The sequence below is a fragment of the Myxococcus faecalis genome, from assembly GCF_050039385.1.
Lineage (GTDB): Bacteria > Myxococcota > Myxococcia > Myxococcales > Myxococcaceae > Myxococcus > Myxococcus fulvus.
On sequence record NZ_CP144336.1, the window covers coordinates 9509082 to 9527234 of the forward strand.

Sequence of the window (18153 nt, forward strand, 5' to 3'; positions counted from 1 at the left end):
TGTTACGGTGGGTTGGTAGGAATCCGAGTTTTGCTGCGCGGGACGCTTGCCACTTGCGGACCAAAGTGCTACTCCGCCGCGCTTCCAAGAGGTTCGTGGTCCGGGAAGAGGTTTGACGCTTGCCGAAGGATGATTCCATCGAAGTTGAGGGGACGGTGATGGAGCCCCTCCCCAACGCGATGTTCCGTGTGGAGCTGGACAACGGCCACAGGGTGCTCGCGCACATCTCGGGCAAGATGAGGATGCACTTCATCCGAATCCTTCCCGGTGACAAGGTGAAGGTCGAGCTGTCTCCGTACGACCTGACGCGTGGACGGATCACGTACCGGGCGAAGTAACGAAAAGGGCGGCCCGCTGATGTAGGGGTGGGTGGCCCGCTGGCTTTTCTCTGTTCGAAGGAAGGAAGTTCGCTCCATGAAGGTTCGGGCGTCCGTCAAGAAGATCTGCGACAAGTGCAAGGTTGTCCGCCGCAAGGGTATCGTGCGCGTGATTTGCGCCTCCAACCCCCGGCACAAGCAGCGCCAGGGCCGATAGCCGCAAGGCTGTTGGCTTCAGACCAACTCCACTCCAGAAGGAAGACCGAAGATGGCTCGTATCGCCGGCATCGACCTGCCGCCCAACAAGCGCGCCGTGATCTCGCTCCAGTACATCTACGGGATCGGCAACAAGTCCGCGCAAGACATCATCGCGGCGGCGGGTATCGACCCCACCACCCGGACCAAGGACCTCACCGAGGATCAGGCTCGAAAGATCCGCGAGATCATCGAGGCCAGCTACAAGGTCGAGGGTGACCTCCGGCGTGAAGTGACGATGAACATCAAGCGCCTGATGGACCTGGGCTGCTACCGGGGCCTGCGTCACCGCAAGGGTCTGCCCGTCCGCGGTCAGCGCACCCACACCAACGCGCGCACCCGCAAGGGTCCGAAGCGTGGCATCGTCCGGGCGAAGCCGGCGGCTCCGGCTCGGTAAACCGCAGCGCTGGCGCCATGAGGCGCTGGCGTCGATCACCTCTCAGGAGCAGCAACTCACATGGCTGACGAGACCAATACTTCGGCTGCGGCGCCCACGGGTGCCGAGGGCGAGGCCCCGGCCGCGAAGAAGTCCAAGCGCAAGGGCAAGAAGAGCATCCTCAACGGCGTGGTCCACATCCAGTCCACGTTCAACAACACCATCATCACGATCACGGACGTGTCCGGGAACGTGATCTCCTGGTCCTCGGCCGGGGCGCGTGGCTTCAAGGGAAGCCGCAAGTCCACCCCGTTCGCCGCCCAGGTGGCCGCCGGCGACGCCGCCGCGAAGGCGATGGAGCACGGCCTGAAGAACGTGTCCGTGTTCGTGAAGGGGCCGGGCGCGGGTCGTGAGTCGGCGCTGCGCGCGCTGGCCGCCGCTGGCCTGAAGATCAACCTCATCCGCGACGTGACGCCCATCCCGCACAACGGGTGCCGTCAGCCCAAGCGTCGTCGCGTCTAAACCCTTCGTCCGGGTCGCCCCGCGTGCTCACGCGCGCCGGGGCGGCTCCAGATCATCTCCAAGGACAAGACCATGGCCCGTTATACCGCGAGCGCTTGCCGTATCTGCCGGCGCGAAAACCTCAAGATGTACCTGAAGGGCGACCGCTGCTACACGGACAAGTGTGCCATCGAGCGCCGCCCGTATCCCCCCGGCCAGCACGGCCAGGGCCGCGTGAAGTTCTCTGGTTACGGCGTGCAGCTGCGCGAGAAGCAGAAGGTCAAGCGCATGTACGGCCTGCTGGAGAACCAGTTCCGCGGCTACTACCACCGCGCGTCCGCCGCCAAGGGCAAGACGGGTGAGAACCTCCTGCAGCAGCTGGAGCTCCGCCTGGACAACGTGGTGTTCCGCATGGGCTTCGCGGACACGCGCAACGAGGCGCGCCAGCTGGTGCGTCACGGTCACTTCCAGGTGAACGGCCGCAAGGTCAACATCCCCTCGTTCTCCATCAAGCCGGGCACGGCCGTCGAGGTGGTGGAGAAGAGCCGCAAGGTGCTCCGCATCTCCGAGGCGCTGGAGACGGTGGACCGCCGTGGCGTTCCGCAGTGGATCGACCTGGACAAGAAGGCGTTCAAGGGCACGGTTCGCACGGTCCCCAACCGCGAGGACCTGACCATGCCCATCCAGGAGCAGCTCATCGTCGAGCTGTACTCGAAGTAATCGTCCACGCCAGGCGCAATCTGGCGCCTGGAAGTGGAACCCAGCGCCCTGGCCGACGAGGCCGGGGCGTCGTGCTTTATCGCAGTCCCCTACGTGTCCATCCTCCCGCCGTGCTGGTGGGTAAGTCGGTGGTGGCGCACGTCTTCAGGAGCCGTACACCATGGCAGATACGTTCGTTGCGAAGAACTGGCGTGACCTCATCAAGCCGCGCCGGATGGAAGTGGACCAGGACAGCCTGACGCCCACCTACGGCAAGTTCGTCGCGGAGCCGCTCGAGCGCGGTTTCGGCACGACGCTGGGCAACTCGCTGCGCCGGGTGCTCCTGTCGTCGCTGCAGGGCGCGGCGATCACGTCCGTGAAGATCGAGGGCGTGGACCACGAGTTCACCACCATCCCCGAGGTGTCCGAGGACGTCACGGACGTCGTGCTGAACCTGAAGGAAGTCCTCCTTCGGATGCACACGAACGAGACGAAGACGCTGCGCATCGAGGCGGAGGGCCCCAAGGAGGTCAAGGCGGGTGACATCATCGCCGACGCCGACGTGGAGATCCTCAACCCGGGCCACCACATCTGCACCATCTCCGAGGGTGGCAAGCTCCGCATGGAGCTGACGTGCCGCCGGGGCCGTGGCTACGTGCCGGCCAACTCGAACAAGGTGGCGGGCTCGCCCATCGGCACCATCCCCATCGACTCGCTGTTCTCGCCCACGCGCAAGGTGAACTACCAGGTCACCAACGCCCGCGTCGGTCAGGTCACCGACTTCGACAAGCTGTCGCTCGAGGTCTGGACGGACGGCTCGGTGTCGCCGCAGGACGCGGTGGCGTACGCGGCGAAGATCATCAAGGAGCAGCTGACCGTCTTCGTGAACTTCGACGAGACCGAGGAGCCGGTCATCGCCGAGGCGCCGAAGGAGGAGGCGAAGCTCAACGAGAACCTGTTCCGCTCGGTGGACGAGCTGGAGCTGTCGGTTCGCTCGGCCAACTGCCTGCAGCAGGCGAACATCAAGACCATCGGCGACCTGGTGCAGCGCACCGAGGCCGAGATGCTCAAGACGAAGAACTTCGGCCGCAAGTCGCTCAAGGAGATCAAGGAGATCCTGGCGGAGATGGGCCTGTCGCTGGGCATGAAGCTGGAGAACTGGCCGCCGAAGCAGGCCCCGGCTCCCGCGGCGCCCAAGGCGTAGGTCTTTCGCGGTACGTGGTACTTTCCCCGCGCGCCCGCGACATGGCGGCAGGCGGCGCGCGGCGGGAAGGAGCCCGGTGAAGTCCTCCGGGCTCGACGAGCAGTGGTGGGCCTCGTGTCGGGTCCACCCTTCCCACCCGGTACCTGATACGGCCGGAGTGGTGGGTCCCCACGGGGGCCCGGAGCACGACGATGCGTCACAGGGTAGGACAGAGGAAGCTGCACCGCACCACGAGCCACCGTCTCGCGATGCTGAACAACATGGTCACCTCGCTGCTCGAGCACCAGGCCATCCGCACCACGCTTCCCAAGGCCAAGGAGGCCCGGAAGCTGGCGGAGCGCATCATCACGCTGGGTAAGCGTGGTGGGCTCTCCAACGTGCGCCTGGCGGCCCGGACCGTGAAGGACCGTGACGTGCTGAAGAAGGTCTTCAGCGAGTACAAGGACCGTTACGCCAACCGCCCCGGCGGCTACACCCGCATCGTTCGTCTCGGCTTCCGCCGGGGTGACGCCGCGGAGATGGCCCTGCTGGAGCTGGTGGATCGGCCCGAGAAGAAGGCCGCGCCCGCCGCCGAGGCTCCTGCGTCCACCGAGGAGACCAAGGCCGAGTAACGGCCGCCAGCCGCGCCCCTTCGCGAGGAGGGGCCGGTGGCAACGCGAGGGCGCTCTTCCCGCTGGGGAGGGCGCCCTTCGCTTTTGCGGGGCTACTTCTTGGGGCTCAGCAGGCGCTTCCACTCGTTGCGCAGGTCCTCGGTGAGGTTCGCGCTGTCGTCGTGGCTGCGCATCTCCAGCGTCTCGAAGCGCAGGTCCGCGGGGGCCGCGCCGCTGGTGCCCATGAGCTGCTTGGGGGTGATTGTCATGAACTCCCCCGCGCCCACGGACGCCACCGCCGCGCGGTACTGGCCGTTGACGATGAGGGTGACGTCCTTCCACTCCTCCTTGCTCTCGTTCCAGATGGTGATGGACGGGCGGTCCAGCTTGTCGCTGAGCACCAGGCGCGCGTCCATGTCACCCGTCTGCACGGAGCTGCCAGGGCAGGCGATGGCGAAGCTCGCCGCCGTCATCACCAGCCACCCGGCGACGATGGAGGCCTTGTACTTGAAGAACCTGTCGCGGTTGCTGAAGTCCGCCGCGAACTCCTTGAGGACGGAGAGCGCGTTGAGGGCCTGATTGGAGGCCTCGCCCGCGAGCCGCTTGCCCAACGGCCCATCCTGCTTCGACTTCTCCAGCGGCGCGGTGCGCGCGGCGGACATCACACGCATGCCGGGGCTCGTCGGCGTGCGCGGCATGCCCGGATTCGTCGGAGTGCGCGGCTGGGAGCCCGTGGGGGCGGCCGTGCTCGGAGACTTGCGACCTTCGCTCATCGGAACTCGAAGTGTAGAGGGCCGGGCCCGTCGGTGGCTACTGGCCCTTGAGGCTTTGCAGCGCGCGCGAAGCCATTGCGTTCTCCGGCTGCGCTTCCAGCACCTTGGAGAGCCAGCGCTCCGCCTCCTCGGCCGCCGCCTTGCGCGCCTGCGGGCGCGTGGCCTTCAGCGTCTGCTCGGTGAAGAGCAGCCCCAATCGCAGCGTGAACTCGACGTTCTCCGGGTCCTTTTCGACCACGTGGCGCAGCTCGCGCTCGGCGGAGGGGTAGTCACCCTCGAGCTGGTACACGAGGGCGAGCTTGCCGCGCGCGGGGAGGGAGTCGGGCGTGAGCGACACCGCGACGGTGAACGCCTCGCGCGCCGCGGGCAAATCCCGCCGCTCCAGGTGCAGGTCTCCCAGGCGGAACCACGCCGCGTCCAGGAGAGGGTGCAGCGCGACGGCCTTCTCGAACGAGCCGCGCGCCGCGTCGGGGCGCTGGCGGGCCGCGTAGAGCTCGCCCAGGTACAGGTGGTTCTTCCCGTCGCGCGGGGCGCGCTCGATGGACTGCTTGAACTCGTCCACCGCGCGGCCCGCGTCGTCCAGGCGCTGATAGGCCAGGCCCAGCAGCGAGTGGAGCACCGCCAGGTCCGGGTAGTCGTGCAGCACCTCCTCGAAGGCGAGGATGGCGTGCTGCGGGGCGTCCAGGTCGTTGAGGTAGCGCAGGCCCTCTTCCAGCTTGGCCTCGGCGGCCTTGGGGATGCCTCCGAAGGGGTCGCTGATCTGCTCCATCAGCGCGCGCGCCGTGGCCACGTCCGCGGCCGAGGGGCGGCCTCGCACCACGACGCCGAGCGCCTCCACCGCGCCCGGGGAGTCCCCGGTGCGATGCAGCGCCTTGGCCAGCGGCAGGCGCCACGCGGTGCGCTCCGGCGCGAGCAGGGCCGCGCGGCGCAGCGGCTCCACGGCGGCGGGGTACTGCTCGGACTCGAGGCGGGCGACGCCCAGGCGGTAGTGGTACTCGGCCGTGTCCGGGGCGAGGGCGATGGCGCGCTCGAAGGCGGCCACGGCGGGGGCGCCGGCGTCCCTCGCGCGGGAGAACAGGGCCAGGCCCAGCATGTACTGGTCCACGGCGCGCTCACCCGTGGCGATGCGCCCCTGCAGCTCCTGGATCCACGCGTCCGCGCGGCCCGCCTTCACCTGGGCTTCCGTCAACGTGCGCGCGACATCCAGGTCCTCGGGGGAGCGGGCATGCAGGTCCGCGAGAATCCCGAGGGCCTTCTGGGGCTGGTTCTCCTCCAGGTAGGCCCGCGCGCGGGAGCGCTCGTCGGTGGGGGCCTCGGCGCCCGTCTTCGTGGCGGAGGTGTGGCCGCAGCCAGCGGCGAGGAGTCCCAGACCCAGCACGGCGGCGCGAGCCCAGGGGCGGAAGCGGAAGGCGGGAGTCATCGTCACGGAGCGTGTCTCAGGGAATGAGGGAGGCGTGGGCGGAGCCGACGCCCTCGTGGCCGGCGGAGGCGATGGCGTCCTCGCGGTCGCCGCCCTTGCCGCCCATCGCCAGGTTGTCCGCGATGATGGCCTCGCGCACGGCCCGGGCCAGGCCCTCGCGATCATTCTCCGCGAAGCCCGTGGTGTCGATGGGCTTGCCCACCCTCACGCGGATGGGGCCGGGGGTGATGTTCCAGCTGTCCTTGGGCATGAGGTCCCCGGAGCCCTCGATGGTGACGGGGCAGATGGGGACGCGGGCCTTGAGCGCGAGCGCGAAGGGGCCCTTCTTGAAGGGCAGCACGCGGCCATCCGAGGAGCGGGTGCCCTCCGGGTACAGGAAGATGCTGGTGCCCCCGCGAATCTTCGCCGCGGCCGCCTCCAGGGAGCTGATGGCCTTGGCGCGGTTGGAGCGGTTGATGAAGACGTGGCCGCCCAGCGCCAGGTACCAGCCGATGAGCGGCACCCACTTGAGCTGATCCTTGGCCACGAAGCGGAAGGGCACCGGCACCGCCATGAAGTGGGCCGGGATGTCGATGGTGGACTGGTGGTTGCCCACGTAGATGGTGGGGCGCTTGGGGTCCACGTTCTCCTGGCCGGAGACCTCCAGCCTCGCGCCACCGGCCCACAGGAGCACCGGGGACCACAGCTCGCGGACGACCCACAGCGCGCTCGAGGAGCGCAGCGTGACGAGCATCGCGACGAGGGTCAGGGGAAAGCAGACGAGCGTCCAGACTCCAGCGGTCAACATGCAGAAAAGCTTGCGCATCCCTCGGCCCCCTCCTCGGGGCCGGCTCGACGCCCAGGCAGAGGCCTGGACCCGAGGGCAGTCCCGCCGCGAGATGTCCTGTCCCGAACGTCCAGACGGGCGGCCGCACCCTGGGTGGTGGCGGCTCCCGGGACGTGGCGGGACGGTGAGGGCGGGGGCATGCACTTCTTCTACCACGAGCCTTCCGTACCTTGTTGCTGGTGTGCTCCGCTCGCCGGGGTTACAAGCAGGGGTGGCTTGGCCAGGAAAAAGTTCATCGCCATCGCGGGCAACATCGGCGCCGGGAAGACGGAGCTCACGTCCTTCTTGTGCCGGAAGTACGGGTTGACTCCGTCCTTCGAGCCCAATGACCAGAACCCCTATCTCGCGGACTTCTACAAGGACATGAAGACGTGGGCTTTCCGCTCACAGCTCTTCTTCCTCACGCACAAGTTCCGCCTCCACCGGGAGTTGGAGCGCACGTCGGGCACCGTGTTGCAGGACCGCACCCTCTACGAGGACGCGGAGATCTTCGCGAAGAACCTCCACCGCCAGCGGCTCATCGACAAGCGGGACTGGAAGACGTACTGCGAGCTGTACGAGACCCTCTCCGAGTCGCTGCGGCCCCCCGACTTGATGATCTACCTGCGCTGCCCGGTCCCGACGCTCAAGGCGCGCATCCGCCTGCGCGGCAGGTCCATGGAGAAGGACATCCCCACCCGCTACCTCCAGCGCCTCAATGCCCTGTATGAGGAATGGTTCGGTGCCTACCGGTTGTCTCCAGTGCTGGTGCTGGCCACCGACAAGCTCGACTACCTGACCAACCTGGTGGACCGCGTGGACCTCTTTCAGCAAATCGAGAAGCACCTGTGATGGAGGTCTACCTCCTGGCGACCGAGCAGGAAGGGCCCGTGCCGTTGGATGCCCTGCGGGCCTCGTTCGCGACCGATGAGGTGGAGTTCACCCCGGACGAGGATGCGCAGGGGTTCGTGCTCCGGGCGGACAGCTCGGAGGTGCGGGTCCGGCTGACCGTGGGCCCCCAGGAGCTGCCGAAGTTCAACAAGGCGGCCTATAGCGGCAGTCCGGAGGCCTTCGCCAGGCTGGGCAAGGCGCGCGCGTACTACCACCTGTCCCTGGAGCCCGGTGGGGCGCAGCCCACGCTGCCGGTGTTCGAGGCGCTCTGGGCGGTGCGCACGCTGCTGGAGCACGTGCCCGGCGTCCTGGTGGACCTGGCGGCCTACAAGCTGCACGAGCCCGAGGACGTGGTGGAGATCACCGAGCTGGACTTCGACATCCGGGACCACGTCCACCTGCACGCGGTGGAGGTGACCGAGGGTGACACCCCGCTGTGGGTGCACTCGCACGGGATGGAGAAGTTCGGGGCGAGGGATTTGGAGATCTTCCACCTGGCGGAGCAGGACCTGCTGCCGGCGGAGAGCTTCCTGCACGAGCTGTGCACGGACCTGGCCTTCGGGCAGGGGCCGGCCTTGCGCTCGCAGGTGGGCACCAGCGAGGGCCAGGCTTTCATGGTGGTGCCGTCGGAGGAGGCCCGGGCGAACCTGCTCGGCGTGCCGCTGGAGACCTTCGAGGGGCATGAGGGGCTGTTCCTCACGGTGGTGTCACCCCTGGGGCGGCACAACACGTCCCAGCTGTTGGCACCCTACCGGGAGCGCTTCTCGCAGGAGCCGGAGGAGCAGACGGAGTCCATGCGCCGCGAGGCCCAGGCGCTGCTGCCGGCGTTCCTGGCGCGCTTCCAGCGCCGGGGGCTGATGGAGCCGCTCACCTTCCTCGTGCGGGCGCCGTTCGACACCCACCCGGATGGGAACAAGGTGGTGGAGAACCTGTGGCTGGAGCTGATGGCCCGGGACGACGGCAGCCTCGTGGGCAAGCTGGTGGATGGCGCGGTGCACACCACGGAGTGGCGCAAGGGCGCCCACGTGGAGGTCGAAGAGACCCAGGTCAACGCGCTGGCGCTCAGCCGCGAGGGCCGGGCCCTGGACGAGTCCGAGATCCGGGCCCTGCTCAACGCGGAACGACCGATGTAGTGCGACGCGGCTCCGCTTGCCCGCGTCGTCCAGGGCGCTAGGCTCGCGCGCCGCATGCCCGCACTCCTGCTGCTCACCGGCCCGTCCGCGGGGCGCCATTACGAGGTGCTCTCGGACATGGCCATCGGCCGCAGCCCGTCCTGTGAAATCCCCCTGCGGGATGACCAGGTGTCGCGCAAGCATGCCCAGCTCACCGTGCACGAGGGGCAGGTCCGGCTGACGGACCTGGACTCGCGCAACGGGACACTCGTCAACGGCGCTCGCATCAGCGGGCAGGTGGTGCTGCAGCCGGGAGACCGCGTCCGCGTGGGCTCCACGATGGCCGTCTTCGAGCCGGCGCCGGTGACGCTGGTGGAGGGCGGGCCGACGTCACCAGGGCATGTGCCCATCGAGGAGGTGCTGCCTCACGTCGGCGCGGCGGCGGCGCTGTACTCGGCGGGCACCGCGCTCCTGGGCGCCACCAGCGAGGCCATGGTGCTGCGCAGGCTGGCGGACGAGACGGCGCGCGCGCTCAGCGCGGACCGGGCGGCGGCGCTGCTCGGGAGCAACACGGGCCTGCTCACCGCGGCGGTGTCGGGCGCGGACGCGGTGGCGGTGCCCCGCTCGCTCGCGCAGGTGGCGCTGGACCGCAAGGAGCTGGTGCAGGCGGAGACGGAGATGTGCGCGCCGCTGGTGGCCTCGGGGGGCATGCCGTTCGGCGTGCTCTATGCGACGCGGGCGGACTCGTCGTTCACCGGTGGAGAGGGACAGTTGCTCGCCGCGCTGGGGCGGTTGGGGGGCGAGGCGTATACGGCGGTGCGCTCGCGGGTGGAGGCGGAGGCGCCGGTGCCCTTGCTGCTCGGCACGTCCAGGCCGCTGCGCGCGCTCGCGGATGCGGCGCGACGGGCCGCCAACAGCGCAGCGCCAGTGGTGCTGTATGGCGAGCCGGGCACGGGCAAGACGCTGCTGGCTCAAGTCATCCATGCCCGCTCTCCGCGCGCGCTGGAGCCCCTGGTGACGGTGGACTGTCGTCTGCCACAGGCCGCCGTGGAGGAGGCCCTGTTCGGCCGCGCCAGCGCGCCGGGACAGCCTCCGGTGGCGTCCGCGTTGCTGCGCGCGGACCGGGGCTCGCTGCTGCTCCAGCACGTCGAGGCGCTGCCTCGCGCCACGGCGGAGCGACTGGTGCGGCTGCTGGCCCGGAGGACGGCCCCCGCGCGGCAGGGCGGCGAGGAGCCCGTGGACGTGCGGCTGCTCGTCACGTCGTTGGCGCCGGTGGCGGCGCTGGGCTCCAAGGGCGAGGTGGACGCGGCCCTGGCCCGGGCGCTGATGGGCTTCGAGCTGGAGGTGCCGGCGCTGCGGGAGCGGCGCGCGGATGTGCTGGCGCTGCTCGAGGGGTTCCTCGCGCGGGCCTCGCGTCGGGTGCGCCGTGAGCCTCCGACGCTGGGGCCCGATGCCCGCCGGCTGCTGACGGACTACCCCTGGCCCCACAACGTGCGGGAGCTGGAGCTCGTGGGCGAGCGGCTGGGGTTGCTGTACGCCGGTGCTCGCGTGGGCGCGCTGCACCTGCCGCCCGAGGTGCAGCAGGGCGCGGCGGCGAGTGATGCGCAGACGCTCCAGGCCCGTGTCGGGAGGCTCGAGCGCGACGCCATCGCGGAGGCGCTGCGTGAGGCGGGCGGCAAGAAGGTGAAGGCCGCGGCGCTGCTCGGCATCAGCCGGCCCACGCTGGACAAGAAGATCGAGGAGTACGGCCTGTCGGTGGAGCGCGGACGGCGAGGCGAGGACGGGCGCTGACGGCCGGCGCGGCTTGGTTTCCGGCCCCGCGCTGTCAATCCTCGACGCGAACCAAGGCGAAGGGCCTCAAGCGGGCCGCGAGCCGAGGACGGACGCGGTGCTGCCTCGAGGTGGAGGGGCGCTCAACGACTCACGGGTATCGCGATGTGGCTGGGGCCGAGGCTCCGCGGCTCACTCCAGCAGGCGCCCTTGCTGCCTCGGAACCCTCTCGGTCGCGCCGAGGGAACGGGAGATGCGTCGAGGGGCGTGATGCTCGTCCGCTCACTTCCTGCGGCTGAGCAGCACGCCCCCGAGGATGAGCACCGCGCCCAGGGCCTGGAGCCACGTGGGCCGCTCGCCGCGCACGCCCCACGCCGTGAGCGCCGCGACCACGGGCACGCCCGTGTTGTAGAGCGACGCGCGGGCGCTGCCGACCTGCTGCACGGTGCGGCCCCAGATGAAGTAGCTGAGCACCAGCGGCACCAGCGCCGAGTACACCACGCCGGCCCACGCCCCGAAGCCGATGCTCCCGACGTCCAGCGCGAGCACCTCCGGCACTCCCGCGAGCACCACGCCCGGCGCCCCCGTCAGCATGGTGATGGCGGTGATGCGCAGCGCCGACACCTCGTTGCCCACCGAGCGGATGCCCACCGTGTAGAGCGCCCAGCACGCGCACGCCCCCAGGATGAGTCCGTCGCCCAGTCGCGTCCCCATTCCCAGCGACGGGCCTCGCGCGGCGACCACCAGCACCATCCCCACCACCGCCAGCGACATGCCCATCACCAGCGGACGGCCTGGACGCTCCACGCCCAGCACCGCGCCCAACGCCGCCACCAGCACCGGCGTCACCGCCGTCAGCAGCCCGCTGTTCGCCGCCGTGGTGTTCGCCAGGCCCAGGATGAAGCACAGCTGGTACAGCGTGTTTCCCACCAGCCCCAGCGCCGCGAGCTTGAGGAACACCGGCCGGCTCAGCGGCTTCCAGCCCTCCACCACGAGCAGCAGCGCGGCCATGGCCACCGAGGCGATGGCGAAGCGCACCGCCATGAAGGCGAGCGGCGGAATCGTTCCCAGCGCCTCCTTCACCACCGTGTAGTTGGTGCCCCAGACAACGACGACACACAGGATGGCCACGTCGTTCGCGGAGAAGGTGCGAGGCGGCGCGGCGGGAGCGCTGGCGACAGTCGTGGACACGGCGCGCGAGGGAATAAGGCCCGGCACTCCCGCGTGCAAGCCGACGTTTCCGCGCGCGCCTGGCTTGTGCCCCAACGACAGCCATGGCTTAACCGCGCGTCATGGACCTACGCTTTTCGGACGAGGTGCGTCGCGCCCTCGACTCGCGCCAGCCTGTGGTCGCGCTCGAGACGAGTGTGGTGGCTCAGGGGCTTCCCTATCCGGACAACCTCGCCGCCGCTCGCGCCTGTGAAGAGGCCATCCGCCGCGCGGGCGCCGTGCCCGCCGCGACCGCCGTGGTCGATGGTCAGGTGTGCATCGGCCTGGAGGACGCGCAGCTGCGTCGGCTCGCCGAGGGCAAGGAGAAGCTGCTGAAGCTCGGCTCTCGTGACCTGGCCATCGCCGTGGCCACGCGCGCCACGGGCGGCACCACCGTCAGCGCCACGTGCGAGCTGGCCGCCGCGGCCGGCATCCGCGTCTTCTCCACGGGCGGCATCGGCGGCGTCCATCGGGGCGCCTCCGAGCACTGGGACATCTCGCAGGACATCGCCGCGCTGGCGCGCTTCCCCGTGGCCGTGGTGTGCGCGGGCGCCAAGTCCGTGCTGGACCTGCCCAAGACGATGGAGCTGCTGGAGACCGCGGGTGTGCCCGTCATCGGCGTGGGAACGCGCGAGCTCCCGTCCTTCCACAGCCGCGAGTCCGGCATCCAGCTGGAGCACAGCGTGGGGGACGTGGCGACGGCCGCGCGCATCGCTCGCGCTCGCTTCGAGACGCTGGGGCAGGGAGGGGTGCTCTACACCGTGCCGCCGCCGGAGGAGACGGCGCTGCCCAAGCACGAGGTGGAGCTGCAGATCGCCTCCACGCTGGCGGAGGCGGAGCGTCAGGGCATCCGTGGCAAGGACGTGACGCCGTTCCTGCTGCGCGAGCTGGGCAACCGCACGGGGGGCAAGACGCTCAAGGCCAACCTCGCGCTGCTCGCCAACAACGCCCGTTTCGCCGGGCAGCTCGCCGTGGCCTACGCGCGCGGGGACTGAGCCCGCGCGCCTGGGCCCGCGTCGTCTACTCCTGGAACCAGCGCATCATCGTCTCGAGCTCGCGGCGGTCCACCTCGTCGAAGGTGGACTTGCTCGCGGAGTCGATGTCCAGCACGGCGATGAGCTCGCGGTTCTTCCCGTACACGGGCACGACGATCTCCGACGCGGAGCGCGCGTCACAGGCGATGTGCCCCGGGAAGGCGTGCACGTCCGCCACCACCTGCGTCTCGCCCTTCTCCGCGGCCGTGCCACACACGCCCTTGCCGAACTTGATCTCCAGGCACCCCAGCGTGCCCTGGTAGGGGCCCACGCGCAGCAGCTTGCCCGGCGTCACCACCCGGTAGAAGCCCGTCCACAGGTGGCCGAAGGCGTGGTGGATGAGGCAGCTCATCGTCGCCATGCCGGCGATGGGGTCGTCGATACCCGCGAGCGCGGCCTTCACGTGCTGCTGAAGCTCCTCGTACGCCTGCGCCTTGGGAACCGCGGTCAGGTTCAGCGTGATTTCCGCCATGATGGGCTCCTCGAGCCAAGGGCTTGCGCACCCACGAGTCAGCCCCGGGTGCGGTCAACGTCCCGCTTCATAACCTGAATCCCATGTCGTGCAGGAGGCTCCATGGAAACGCTCCTTCTTGATGCCAATACCTGGCTGCTCGTCCTCACCGGCGCCGGTGTCTCCGCCGAGAGCGGAGTGCCGACCTTCCGAGGAATGAACGGGTTGTGGGAGGACCAGCCCGTGACGGAGGTGGCCTCGCCGCGGGGCTTCGCCAAGGACCCGATGCGGGTGTGGCGCTTCTACTCGCAGCGCCGGGCCGGAGCGGCCGACGTCTCGCCGAACCCGGGCCACGACGCCCTGGTCGCCTGGGAGCGCCACCTGGGAGACCGCTTCCTCCTGGCCACGCAGAACGTGGACGGCCTGCACCGCCGCGCCGGCAGCCAGCGTGTGGTGGAGATGCACGGCAACCTCTTCACCACCCGCTGCAGCAACCCCGACTGCACGCGCGCGCCCTTCCCGGACACCACCGTGTACGCGTCCGGCACCGTGCCCGGCTGCAAGGAGTGCGGAGCCCTGCTGCGGCCTCACATCGTCTGGTTCGGGGAGCAACTGGACCCCGACGACCTCACCCGCATCGAGTCCTTCGCCGTGAAGGCGATGCGCTCGGGCGGGCGCCTCGTCTTCCTCGCGGCCGGTACGTCCGGCGCCGTGTATCCGGCGGCGGGCATGGTGGACAACGTGCGGGCCGCGGGCGGAGAGACGTGGCTCGTGAACCTGGATGCGTCCGAGAACGCCTCCAGCTTCGAGCACTTCGTCCAGGGCAAGAGCGGTGAGGTGCTGCCGAAGCTGGGCCGGCTCGTCTGAAGCCCCCGTCGTGCGGCGCGGCTCCCCGTGAGGTGACGGGGAGCCCGGGCCACGACTCACTCGAAGACGTTGATCTCCTGCCCGGAGTTGGTCGGCCGGGTGGGGCGCGGCTTGGGCGGCGTGGCGGCGCGGATGGGCTCCAGCGACACGTCCACCGTCTGGCTGTCTCCCGCGACGCGGCTGAAGTTGAGCGAGCGCTCCTCCGACTTGTGGTTCGCCAGCCGGAAGGTGAGCTGGTGCGACTTGTCGCGCGGGAGCATCAGCTCGATGGGCGTGGTGCCGATCTGCTCCTCACCCTCGAAGATGGCGGCGCCCGCCGGCGACGAGTTGAACTTCACCCGGATGGACTGCGCCGCGGCCTGCGTGGGCGGCGTGTTCGCCGTCGTCGGCGGAGGGCTCGTGGGACGATCTCTCGGGACCTCGACGACCTGCGTGGGGGGCGTCTTGGAGCCGCCCTGGCCTCCGATGACCACCGCGGCGGCGATGCCGATCAGCAGCAGCGGCACCACCACGAGAGCCGCCTTCTTGCCCGTGGACATGCCCTCCGGCGCGGGGAGCTCGGGAGGCGGGGCCTGGACCGGCGCGGGGCGAGGCGGGCCCTGGCGGACGCGGCTGGGAGATGAGCCGCTGCCTCCAGGCACTCCCGCCTGGCTGCGGGCCACGACGACGTTGGACGGCGTGGAGCCCCGGCCCGGTGCGCCGCCGGCGCGAGACCGCACGCCACTGCCGCTGCCCGCGGAGGGACGTCCGGCGCGGCTGCTGGCCCGGCTGCCGCTGCCGCGCTCGTTGACGCCGGAGGAGGAGCCGCCGCTGGGCATCGCGTCGAACTGCTCGGGCGTCGCGTCCGCGACCGAGTCCATCATCGCGTCGATGAACTCCTGCGCGTTCTGGTAGCGGTCGTCCTTCTCGGGCGCGAGCGCCTTGCGGAAGAACGCGTCCAGCGCGGGCGGGACGGGGGCGCCCTGGCGCTTGGTGTTGACGGCGGGCACCTGCTGCGTGAGCGACGCGGTGAGCGCCTTGCGCACGGTGTTCGCGCCGAACGGCGAGCTGCCCGTGAGGCAGAAGTAGAGCACGCCCGCCATCGAGTACAGGTCCGAGCGCTGGTCCACGGACTCACCGCCGGCCTGCTCCGGCGGCATGTACTGGGGCGTGCCCAGCACCTGGCCGGTGGAGGTGAGCTGCTCCTCCTCCTCGGCCTCGAGCGCCTTGACCAGACCGAAGTCCAGCACCTTGACGAAGTCCCGCCCGCCCAGGTCCTGCACCATGATGTTGTGGGGCTTCAGGTCGCGGTGGACGCAGCCCTCGGCGTGCGCGTGCGCGAGACCCTGGGTGGCCTGCTCCAGGAGGCTCGTCGCGCGGCGCAGGGACATGGGCCCCTCTCGCTTGACGACCTCCTTGAGGCTCTCGCCCTGGAGCAGCTCCATCACGTAGTAGCAGGTGCCGTCGGGGGCGCGGCCGAAGTCGAAGATGGTGATGACGTTCGGGTGGCGCAGGCGGCTGGCGATCTCCGCCTCGCGGCGGAAGCGCTCGAAGAACTGGGGCGCGGCGGCGAGCGACGGGTTGAGCGTCTTGACGGCGACGGGGCGCTGCACCGACGTCTGAGTGGCGCGGAACACCATGCCCATGCCGCCCTGGCCGAGCACGCTCTCAATCTTGTAGCGGCCATCGAGCACCTGGCCGATGAGCTGGAGGCTCTGGCCTGCGCAGAGGTGGTCGACGCCGTCGGTGCTTCCGCAATGGGGACAGGGGGCAGCCATGTGGGGCCGGAGTATAGGCAGGCCCCGGGCGGGTCCGGAAAGGGGGCGTTGGGCCGCAGGGCCTCCGGGCAGGCATCTGCGCCATTTCCCGAGGCGCCGGAGGCTGTTACATCCCCGCCCGCCATGAGCCTCGTCATCGCCCAGGACCTCAGCCTCTCCTATGGGAAGAAGGTCCTCTTCGACAGCGACAACTTCACCCTCGGCCCCAAGGACCGTGTAGGCCTCGTGGGGGCCAACGGGACGGGGAAGAGCACCCTGATGAAGATTCTCGCGGGGGTGCTCCAGCCGGACTCGGGGACCTTGACGTACCGGCGCCGCGCGCGGTGGGGGTATCTGCCCCAGGAGATCGCCGGCCTGCCGGAGGGCACGGTGGTGGAGGCGGTGATGAGCACCGTCCCCGGGCGCGACTCGCTGGAGGTGCGCCTGAAGGACACCGAGGAGGCGCTCGCGGCGGCCACCGACGAGGAGGAGCAGCTCGAGCTGGCCCAGTCCCTGGCGGACCTGCACGCGGAGCTGGACGACTTCGAGAACCGCTTCGGGAAGCACCACGCCGAGCGCATCCTCAAGGGCCTGGGCTTCAGGGACCTGGACCTGGCCAAGCCCACGTCGGCGCTGTCGGGCGGCTGGCGGATGCGCGCGGCGCTGGCGGGCCTGCTGCTCCAGGACCCCGACTTGCTGCTCCTCGACGAGCCCACCAACCACCTGGACGTGCCCACGCTGGCCTGGTTCGACGGCTTCCTGCGCCGCTCGAACAAGGCGCTGGTGCTCATCTCCCACGACCGCGACTTCCTCAACCGGCAGATCGACCGGGTGGTGTCGCTGGAGCTGGAGGGCGTGCGCGAGTACGCGGGCAACTACGACGACTACAAGCGCCTGCGCGCGGAGGAGAAGGAGCTCCTGAAGGCTCGCGCCGAGAAGGTCGAGGCGCGGCGCGCGGAGCTGCAGGGCTTCATCGACCGCTTCGGCGCCAAGGCCACCAAGGCGAAGCAGGCGCAGAGCCGCGCGAAGATGCTGGAGAAGCTGGAGAAGGTGCACGTCCTGGAGGAGCGCTCGACGATGCGCTTCCGCTTCCCGGAGGTGGACCGGAGCGGTCGGGACGTGGTGACGCTGGAGCGCATCACCAAGAAGTACGGCGCGCAGACGGTGTACGACGGCCTCACGGGCCGGGTGGAGCGCGGGCAGCGCATCGCCGTGGTGGGCGCCAACGGCGCGGGCAAGACGACGCTCCTGAAGATGGTGGCGGGGGAGCTGGCGCCGGACACGGGCACGGTGACGCTCGGGCACAACGTGGTGGTGGGCTATTACGCGCAGCACCACGCGGACAAGCTCGACCGGCAGAACACCATCATCGAGGAGGTGCGGCCCCTGGCGGCGGACAAGCCGGAGAGCTACGTGCGCGGCGTGCTGGGCGCGTTCCTCTTCAGCGGTGACGACGTGGACAAGCCCATCGGCGTGCTCAGCGGTGGTGAGCGCGCACGCGTGGCGCTGGCCAAGCTGCTGCTGGTCCCCTCCAACTTCCTCTTGATGGACGAGCCCACCAACCACCTGGACCTGGACTCGTCCGAGATGCTGATTGAAGCGCTCAAGGGCTACGGCGGCACGCTGCTGTTCGTCAGCCACAACCGCAGCTTCATCAACGGGCTGTCGTCGCACGTCTGGGAGGTGGCGGAGGGCAAGCTGACCCCGCACCCGGGCAACCTGGACGACTACCTGTACCACCAGGAGCAGCAGCGACTGGAGGCGGAGGCCGCGGCGGCTGGCGCGTCACGCGGAGGGGAGAAGGTGTCCTCCGGGCCCGTTTCGGAGAAGGACCGCAAGCGACTGGAGGCCGAGGCGCGCCAGCGTCGCAGCGTGGTCGAGGGGCCGCTCAAGAAGGAGATCGCGAAGCTCGAAGAGCAGATCGCCAAGGTGGAGGCGGAGCAGAAGGAGCGCGAGGCGCAGCTCGCGGACCCCGTGCTCTACAACGACTTCGCGCGCGCCAAGCCGCTGATGGATGCGCACCGCGCGGGCAAGGAGTCGCTGGAGGACCTCTACGCGCGCTGGGAGGCGGCGCAGGAGAAGCTGGCGGAGGCGACGGCGTCGTTGGGCTGAGCCGTCCGTGAAACGCGGGTCCGCGCGCGGG

19 protein-coding genes are annotated in these 18153 nt (G+C 69.9%); 13 read left to right on the top strand and 6 right to left on the bottom strand.

From position 1 onward, the window contains the following. Positions 1–158 precede the first annotated feature (158 nt). From infA to rplQ, 7 genes are all read left to right on the top strand, one after another. Positions 159–338, top strand: coding sequence for a translation initiation factor IF-1 (infA, locus tag VZQ01_RS38320; RefSeq protein WP_426749021.1), 180 nt, complete (start codon positions 159–161; stop codon positions 336–338). Between the two features lie 76 nt (positions 339–414). Beyond that, positions 415–534: a 50S ribosomal protein L36 gene (rpmJ, locus tag VZQ01_RS38325; RefSeq protein WP_074951669.1), complete on the top strand. Its 120-nt coding sequence runs from the start codon at positions 415–417 to the stop codon at positions 532–534. A gap of 51 nt (positions 535–585) precedes the next feature. Continuing rightward, the gene (rpsM, locus tag VZQ01_RS38330) at positions 586–969 is read left to right on the top strand and encodes a 30S ribosomal protein S13 (RefSeq protein ID WP_141327449.1); all 384 of its coding nucleotides are present in this window, start codon (positions 586–588) and stop codon (positions 967–969) included. Positions 970–1029: 60 nt separating this feature from the next. Next, complete coding sequence (rpsK, locus tag VZQ01_RS38335) at positions 1030–1470, top strand: 30S ribosomal protein S11 (RefSeq protein ID WP_141327448.1); 441 nt, start codon at positions 1030–1032, stop codon at positions 1468–1470. A gap of 72 nt (positions 1471–1542) precedes the next feature. Then, the gene (gene rpsD, locus VZQ01_RS38340) at positions 1543–2169 is read left to right on the top strand and encodes a 30S ribosomal protein S4 (protein ID WP_015350163.1); all 627 of its coding nucleotides are present in this window, start codon (positions 1543–1545) and stop codon (positions 2167–2169) included. A 160-nt stretch (positions 2170–2329) separates the two neighbouring features. Further along, positions 2330–3352, top strand: a complete 1023-nt coding sequence (locus VZQ01_RS38345; protein ID WP_141327447.1) for a DNA-directed RNA polymerase subunit alpha — start codon at positions 2330–2332, stop codon at positions 3350–3352. Between the two features lie 191 nt (positions 3353–3543). After that, positions 3544–3963: a 50S ribosomal protein L17 gene (rplQ, locus tag VZQ01_RS38350; protein ID WP_046714281.1), complete on the top strand. Its 420-nt coding sequence runs from the start codon at positions 3544–3546 to the stop codon at positions 3961–3963. Between the two features lie 92 nt (positions 3964–4055). Here the strand turns inward: rplQ and VZQ01_RS38355 are convergent, their stop codons facing one another. Genes VZQ01_RS38355 through VZQ01_RS38365 form a run of 3 tightly spaced genes read right to left on the bottom strand, consistent with a single transcriptional unit; the run spans position 4056 to position 6940 of the window. Continuing rightward, entirely contained in the window at positions 4056–4715 is a 660-nt protein-coding gene (locus VZQ01_RS38355) for a hypothetical protein (protein WP_223747258.1), read from the bottom strand. 37 nt (positions 4716–4752) lie between these two features. Beyond that, the gene (locus VZQ01_RS38360; protein ID WP_426749022.1) at positions 4753–6135 is read right to left on the bottom strand and encodes a tetratricopeptide repeat protein; all 1383 of its coding nucleotides are present in this window, start codon (positions 6133–6135) and stop codon (positions 4753–4755) included. 16 nt (positions 6136–6151) lie between these two features. Then, complete coding sequence (locus VZQ01_RS38365; protein WP_223747259.1) at positions 6152–6940, bottom strand: lysophospholipid acyltransferase family protein; 789 nt, start codon at positions 6938–6940, stop codon at positions 6152–6154. 237 nt (positions 6941–7177) lie between these two features. Here VZQ01_RS38365 and VZQ01_RS38370 point away from each other — a divergent pair, with 237 nt between their 5' ends. Genes VZQ01_RS38370 through VZQ01_RS38380 form a run of 3 tightly spaced genes read left to right on the top strand, consistent with a single transcriptional unit; the run spans position 7178 to position 10734 of the window. Next, positions 7178–7792: a deoxynucleoside kinase gene (locus tag VZQ01_RS38370; protein WP_426730968.1), complete on the top strand. Its 615-nt coding sequence runs from the start codon at positions 7178–7180 to the stop codon at positions 7790–7792. Next, on the top strand, positions 7792–8964 hold the full coding sequence (locus tag VZQ01_RS38375) for a DUF2314 domain-containing protein (protein WP_223747260.1): 1173 nt from the start codon (positions 7792–7794) through the stop codon (positions 8962–8964). The genes VZQ01_RS38370 and VZQ01_RS38375 overlap by 1 nt, the downstream gene beginning before the upstream one ends. Before the next feature lie 54 nt (positions 8965–9018). Beyond that, positions 9019–10734 (top strand): FHA domain-containing protein, encoded by a 1716-nt coding sequence (locus VZQ01_RS38380; protein ID WP_426746100.1) that lies wholly within the window; start codon positions 9019–9021, stop codon positions 10732–10734. A gap of 261 nt (positions 10735–10995) precedes the next feature. On the opposite strand, the gene VZQ01_RS38385 is transcribed toward VZQ01_RS38380, so the two are convergent. Then, positions 10996–11904: a DMT family transporter gene (locus VZQ01_RS38385; protein ID WP_426746102.1), complete on the bottom strand. Its 909-nt coding sequence runs from the start codon at positions 11902–11904 to the stop codon at positions 10996–10998. Between the two features lie 101 nt (positions 11905–12005). Between VZQ01_RS38385 and VZQ01_RS38390 the strand changes: the two genes are divergently transcribed. After that, on the top strand, positions 12006–12917 hold the full coding sequence (locus VZQ01_RS38390) for a pseudouridine-5'-phosphate glycosidase (RefSeq protein ID WP_408890146.1): 912 nt from the start codon (positions 12006–12008) through the stop codon (positions 12915–12917). Positions 12918–12942: 25 nt separating this feature from the next. Here the strand turns inward: VZQ01_RS38390 and VZQ01_RS38395 are convergent, their stop codons facing one another. Then, on the bottom strand, positions 12943–13428 hold the full coding sequence (locus VZQ01_RS38395; protein ID WP_141327440.1) for a free L-methionine (R)-S-oxide reductase MsrC: 486 nt from the start codon (positions 13426–13428) through the stop codon (positions 12943–12945). 102 nt (positions 13429–13530) lie between these two features. Between VZQ01_RS38395 and VZQ01_RS38400 the strand changes: the two genes are divergently transcribed. Further along, complete coding sequence (locus VZQ01_RS38400) at positions 13531–14274, top strand: SIR2 family NAD-dependent protein deacylase (RefSeq protein WP_426746103.1); 744 nt, start codon at positions 13531–13533, stop codon at positions 14272–14274. Between the two features lie 56 nt (positions 14275–14330). Here the strand turns inward: VZQ01_RS38400 and VZQ01_RS38405 are convergent, their stop codons facing one another. Further along, complete coding sequence (locus VZQ01_RS38405) at positions 14331–15899, bottom strand: serine/threonine protein kinase (RefSeq protein WP_426749023.1); 1569 nt, start codon at positions 15897–15899, stop codon at positions 14331–14333. Between the two features lie 255 nt (positions 15900–16154). Between VZQ01_RS38405 and VZQ01_RS38410 the strand changes: the two genes are divergently transcribed. Beyond that, positions 16155–18122, top strand: coding sequence for an ABC-F family ATP-binding cassette domain-containing protein (locus tag VZQ01_RS38410; protein ID WP_223747266.1), 1968 nt, complete (start codon positions 16155–16157; stop codon positions 18120–18122). Positions 18123–18153 lie beyond the last annotated feature (31 nt).

Coding starts and splice junctions, on each gene's coding strand:
- rpmJ (WP_074951669.1), top strand. CDS start 415: ATGAAGGTTCGGGCGTCCGTCAAGAAGATCTGCGACAAGTGCAAGGTT.
- VZQ01_RS38395 (WP_141327440.1), bottom strand. CDS start 13,428: ATGGCGGAAATCACGCTGAACCTGACCGCGGTTCCCAAGGCGCAGGCG.
- VZQ01_RS38355 (WP_223747258.1), bottom strand. CDS start 4,715: ATGAGCGAAGGTCGCAAGTCTCCGAGCACGGCCGCCCCCACGGGCTCC.
- VZQ01_RS38380 (WP_426746100.1), top strand. CDS start 9,019: ATGCCCGCACTCCTGCTGCTCACCGGCCCGTCCGCGGGGCGCCATTAC.
- rpsK (WP_141327448.1), top strand. CDS start 1,030: ATGGCTGACGAGACCAATACTTCGGCTGCGGCGCCCACGGGTGCCGAG.
- rpsM (WP_141327449.1), top strand. CDS start 586: ATGGCTCGTATCGCCGGCATCGACCTGCCGCCCAACAAGCGCGCCGTG.
- VZQ01_RS38375 (WP_223747260.1), top strand. CDS start 7,792: ATGGAGGTCTACCTCCTGGCGACCGAGCAGGAAGGGCCCGTGCCGTTG.
- VZQ01_RS38410 (WP_223747266.1), top strand. CDS start 16,155: ATGAGCCTCGTCATCGCCCAGGACCTCAGCCTCTCCTATGGGAAGAAG.
- VZQ01_RS38405 (WP_426749023.1), bottom strand. CDS start 15,899: ATGGGCATGGTGTTCCGCGCCACTCAGACGTCGGTGCAGCGCCCCGTC.
- VZQ01_RS38360 (WP_426749022.1), bottom strand. CDS start 6,135: ATGACTCCCGCCTTCCGCTTCCGCCCCTGGGCTCGCGCCGCCGTGCTG.
- rplQ (WP_046714281.1), top strand. CDS start 3,544: ATGCGTCACAGGGTAGGACAGAGGAAGCTGCACCGCACCACGAGCCAC.
- infA (WP_426749021.1), top strand. CDS start 159: ATGGAGCCCCTCCCCAACGCGATGTTCCGTGTGGAGCTGGACAACGGC.
- VZQ01_RS38345 (WP_141327447.1), top strand. CDS start 2,330: ATGGCAGATACGTTCGTTGCGAAGAACTGGCGTGACCTCATCAAGCCG.
- VZQ01_RS38365 (WP_223747259.1), bottom strand. CDS start 6,940: ATGCGCAAGCTTTTCTGCATGTTGACCGCTGGAGTCTGGACGCTCGTC.
- VZQ01_RS38400 (WP_426746103.1), top strand. CDS start 13,531: ATGGAAACGCTCCTTCTTGATGCCAATACCTGGCTGCTCGTCCTCACC.
- rpsD (WP_015350163.1), top strand. CDS start 1,543: ATGGCCCGTTATACCGCGAGCGCTTGCCGTATCTGCCGGCGCGAAAAC.
- VZQ01_RS38390 (WP_408890146.1), top strand. CDS start 12,006: ATGGACCTACGCTTTTCGGACGAGGTGCGTCGCGCCCTCGACTCGCGC.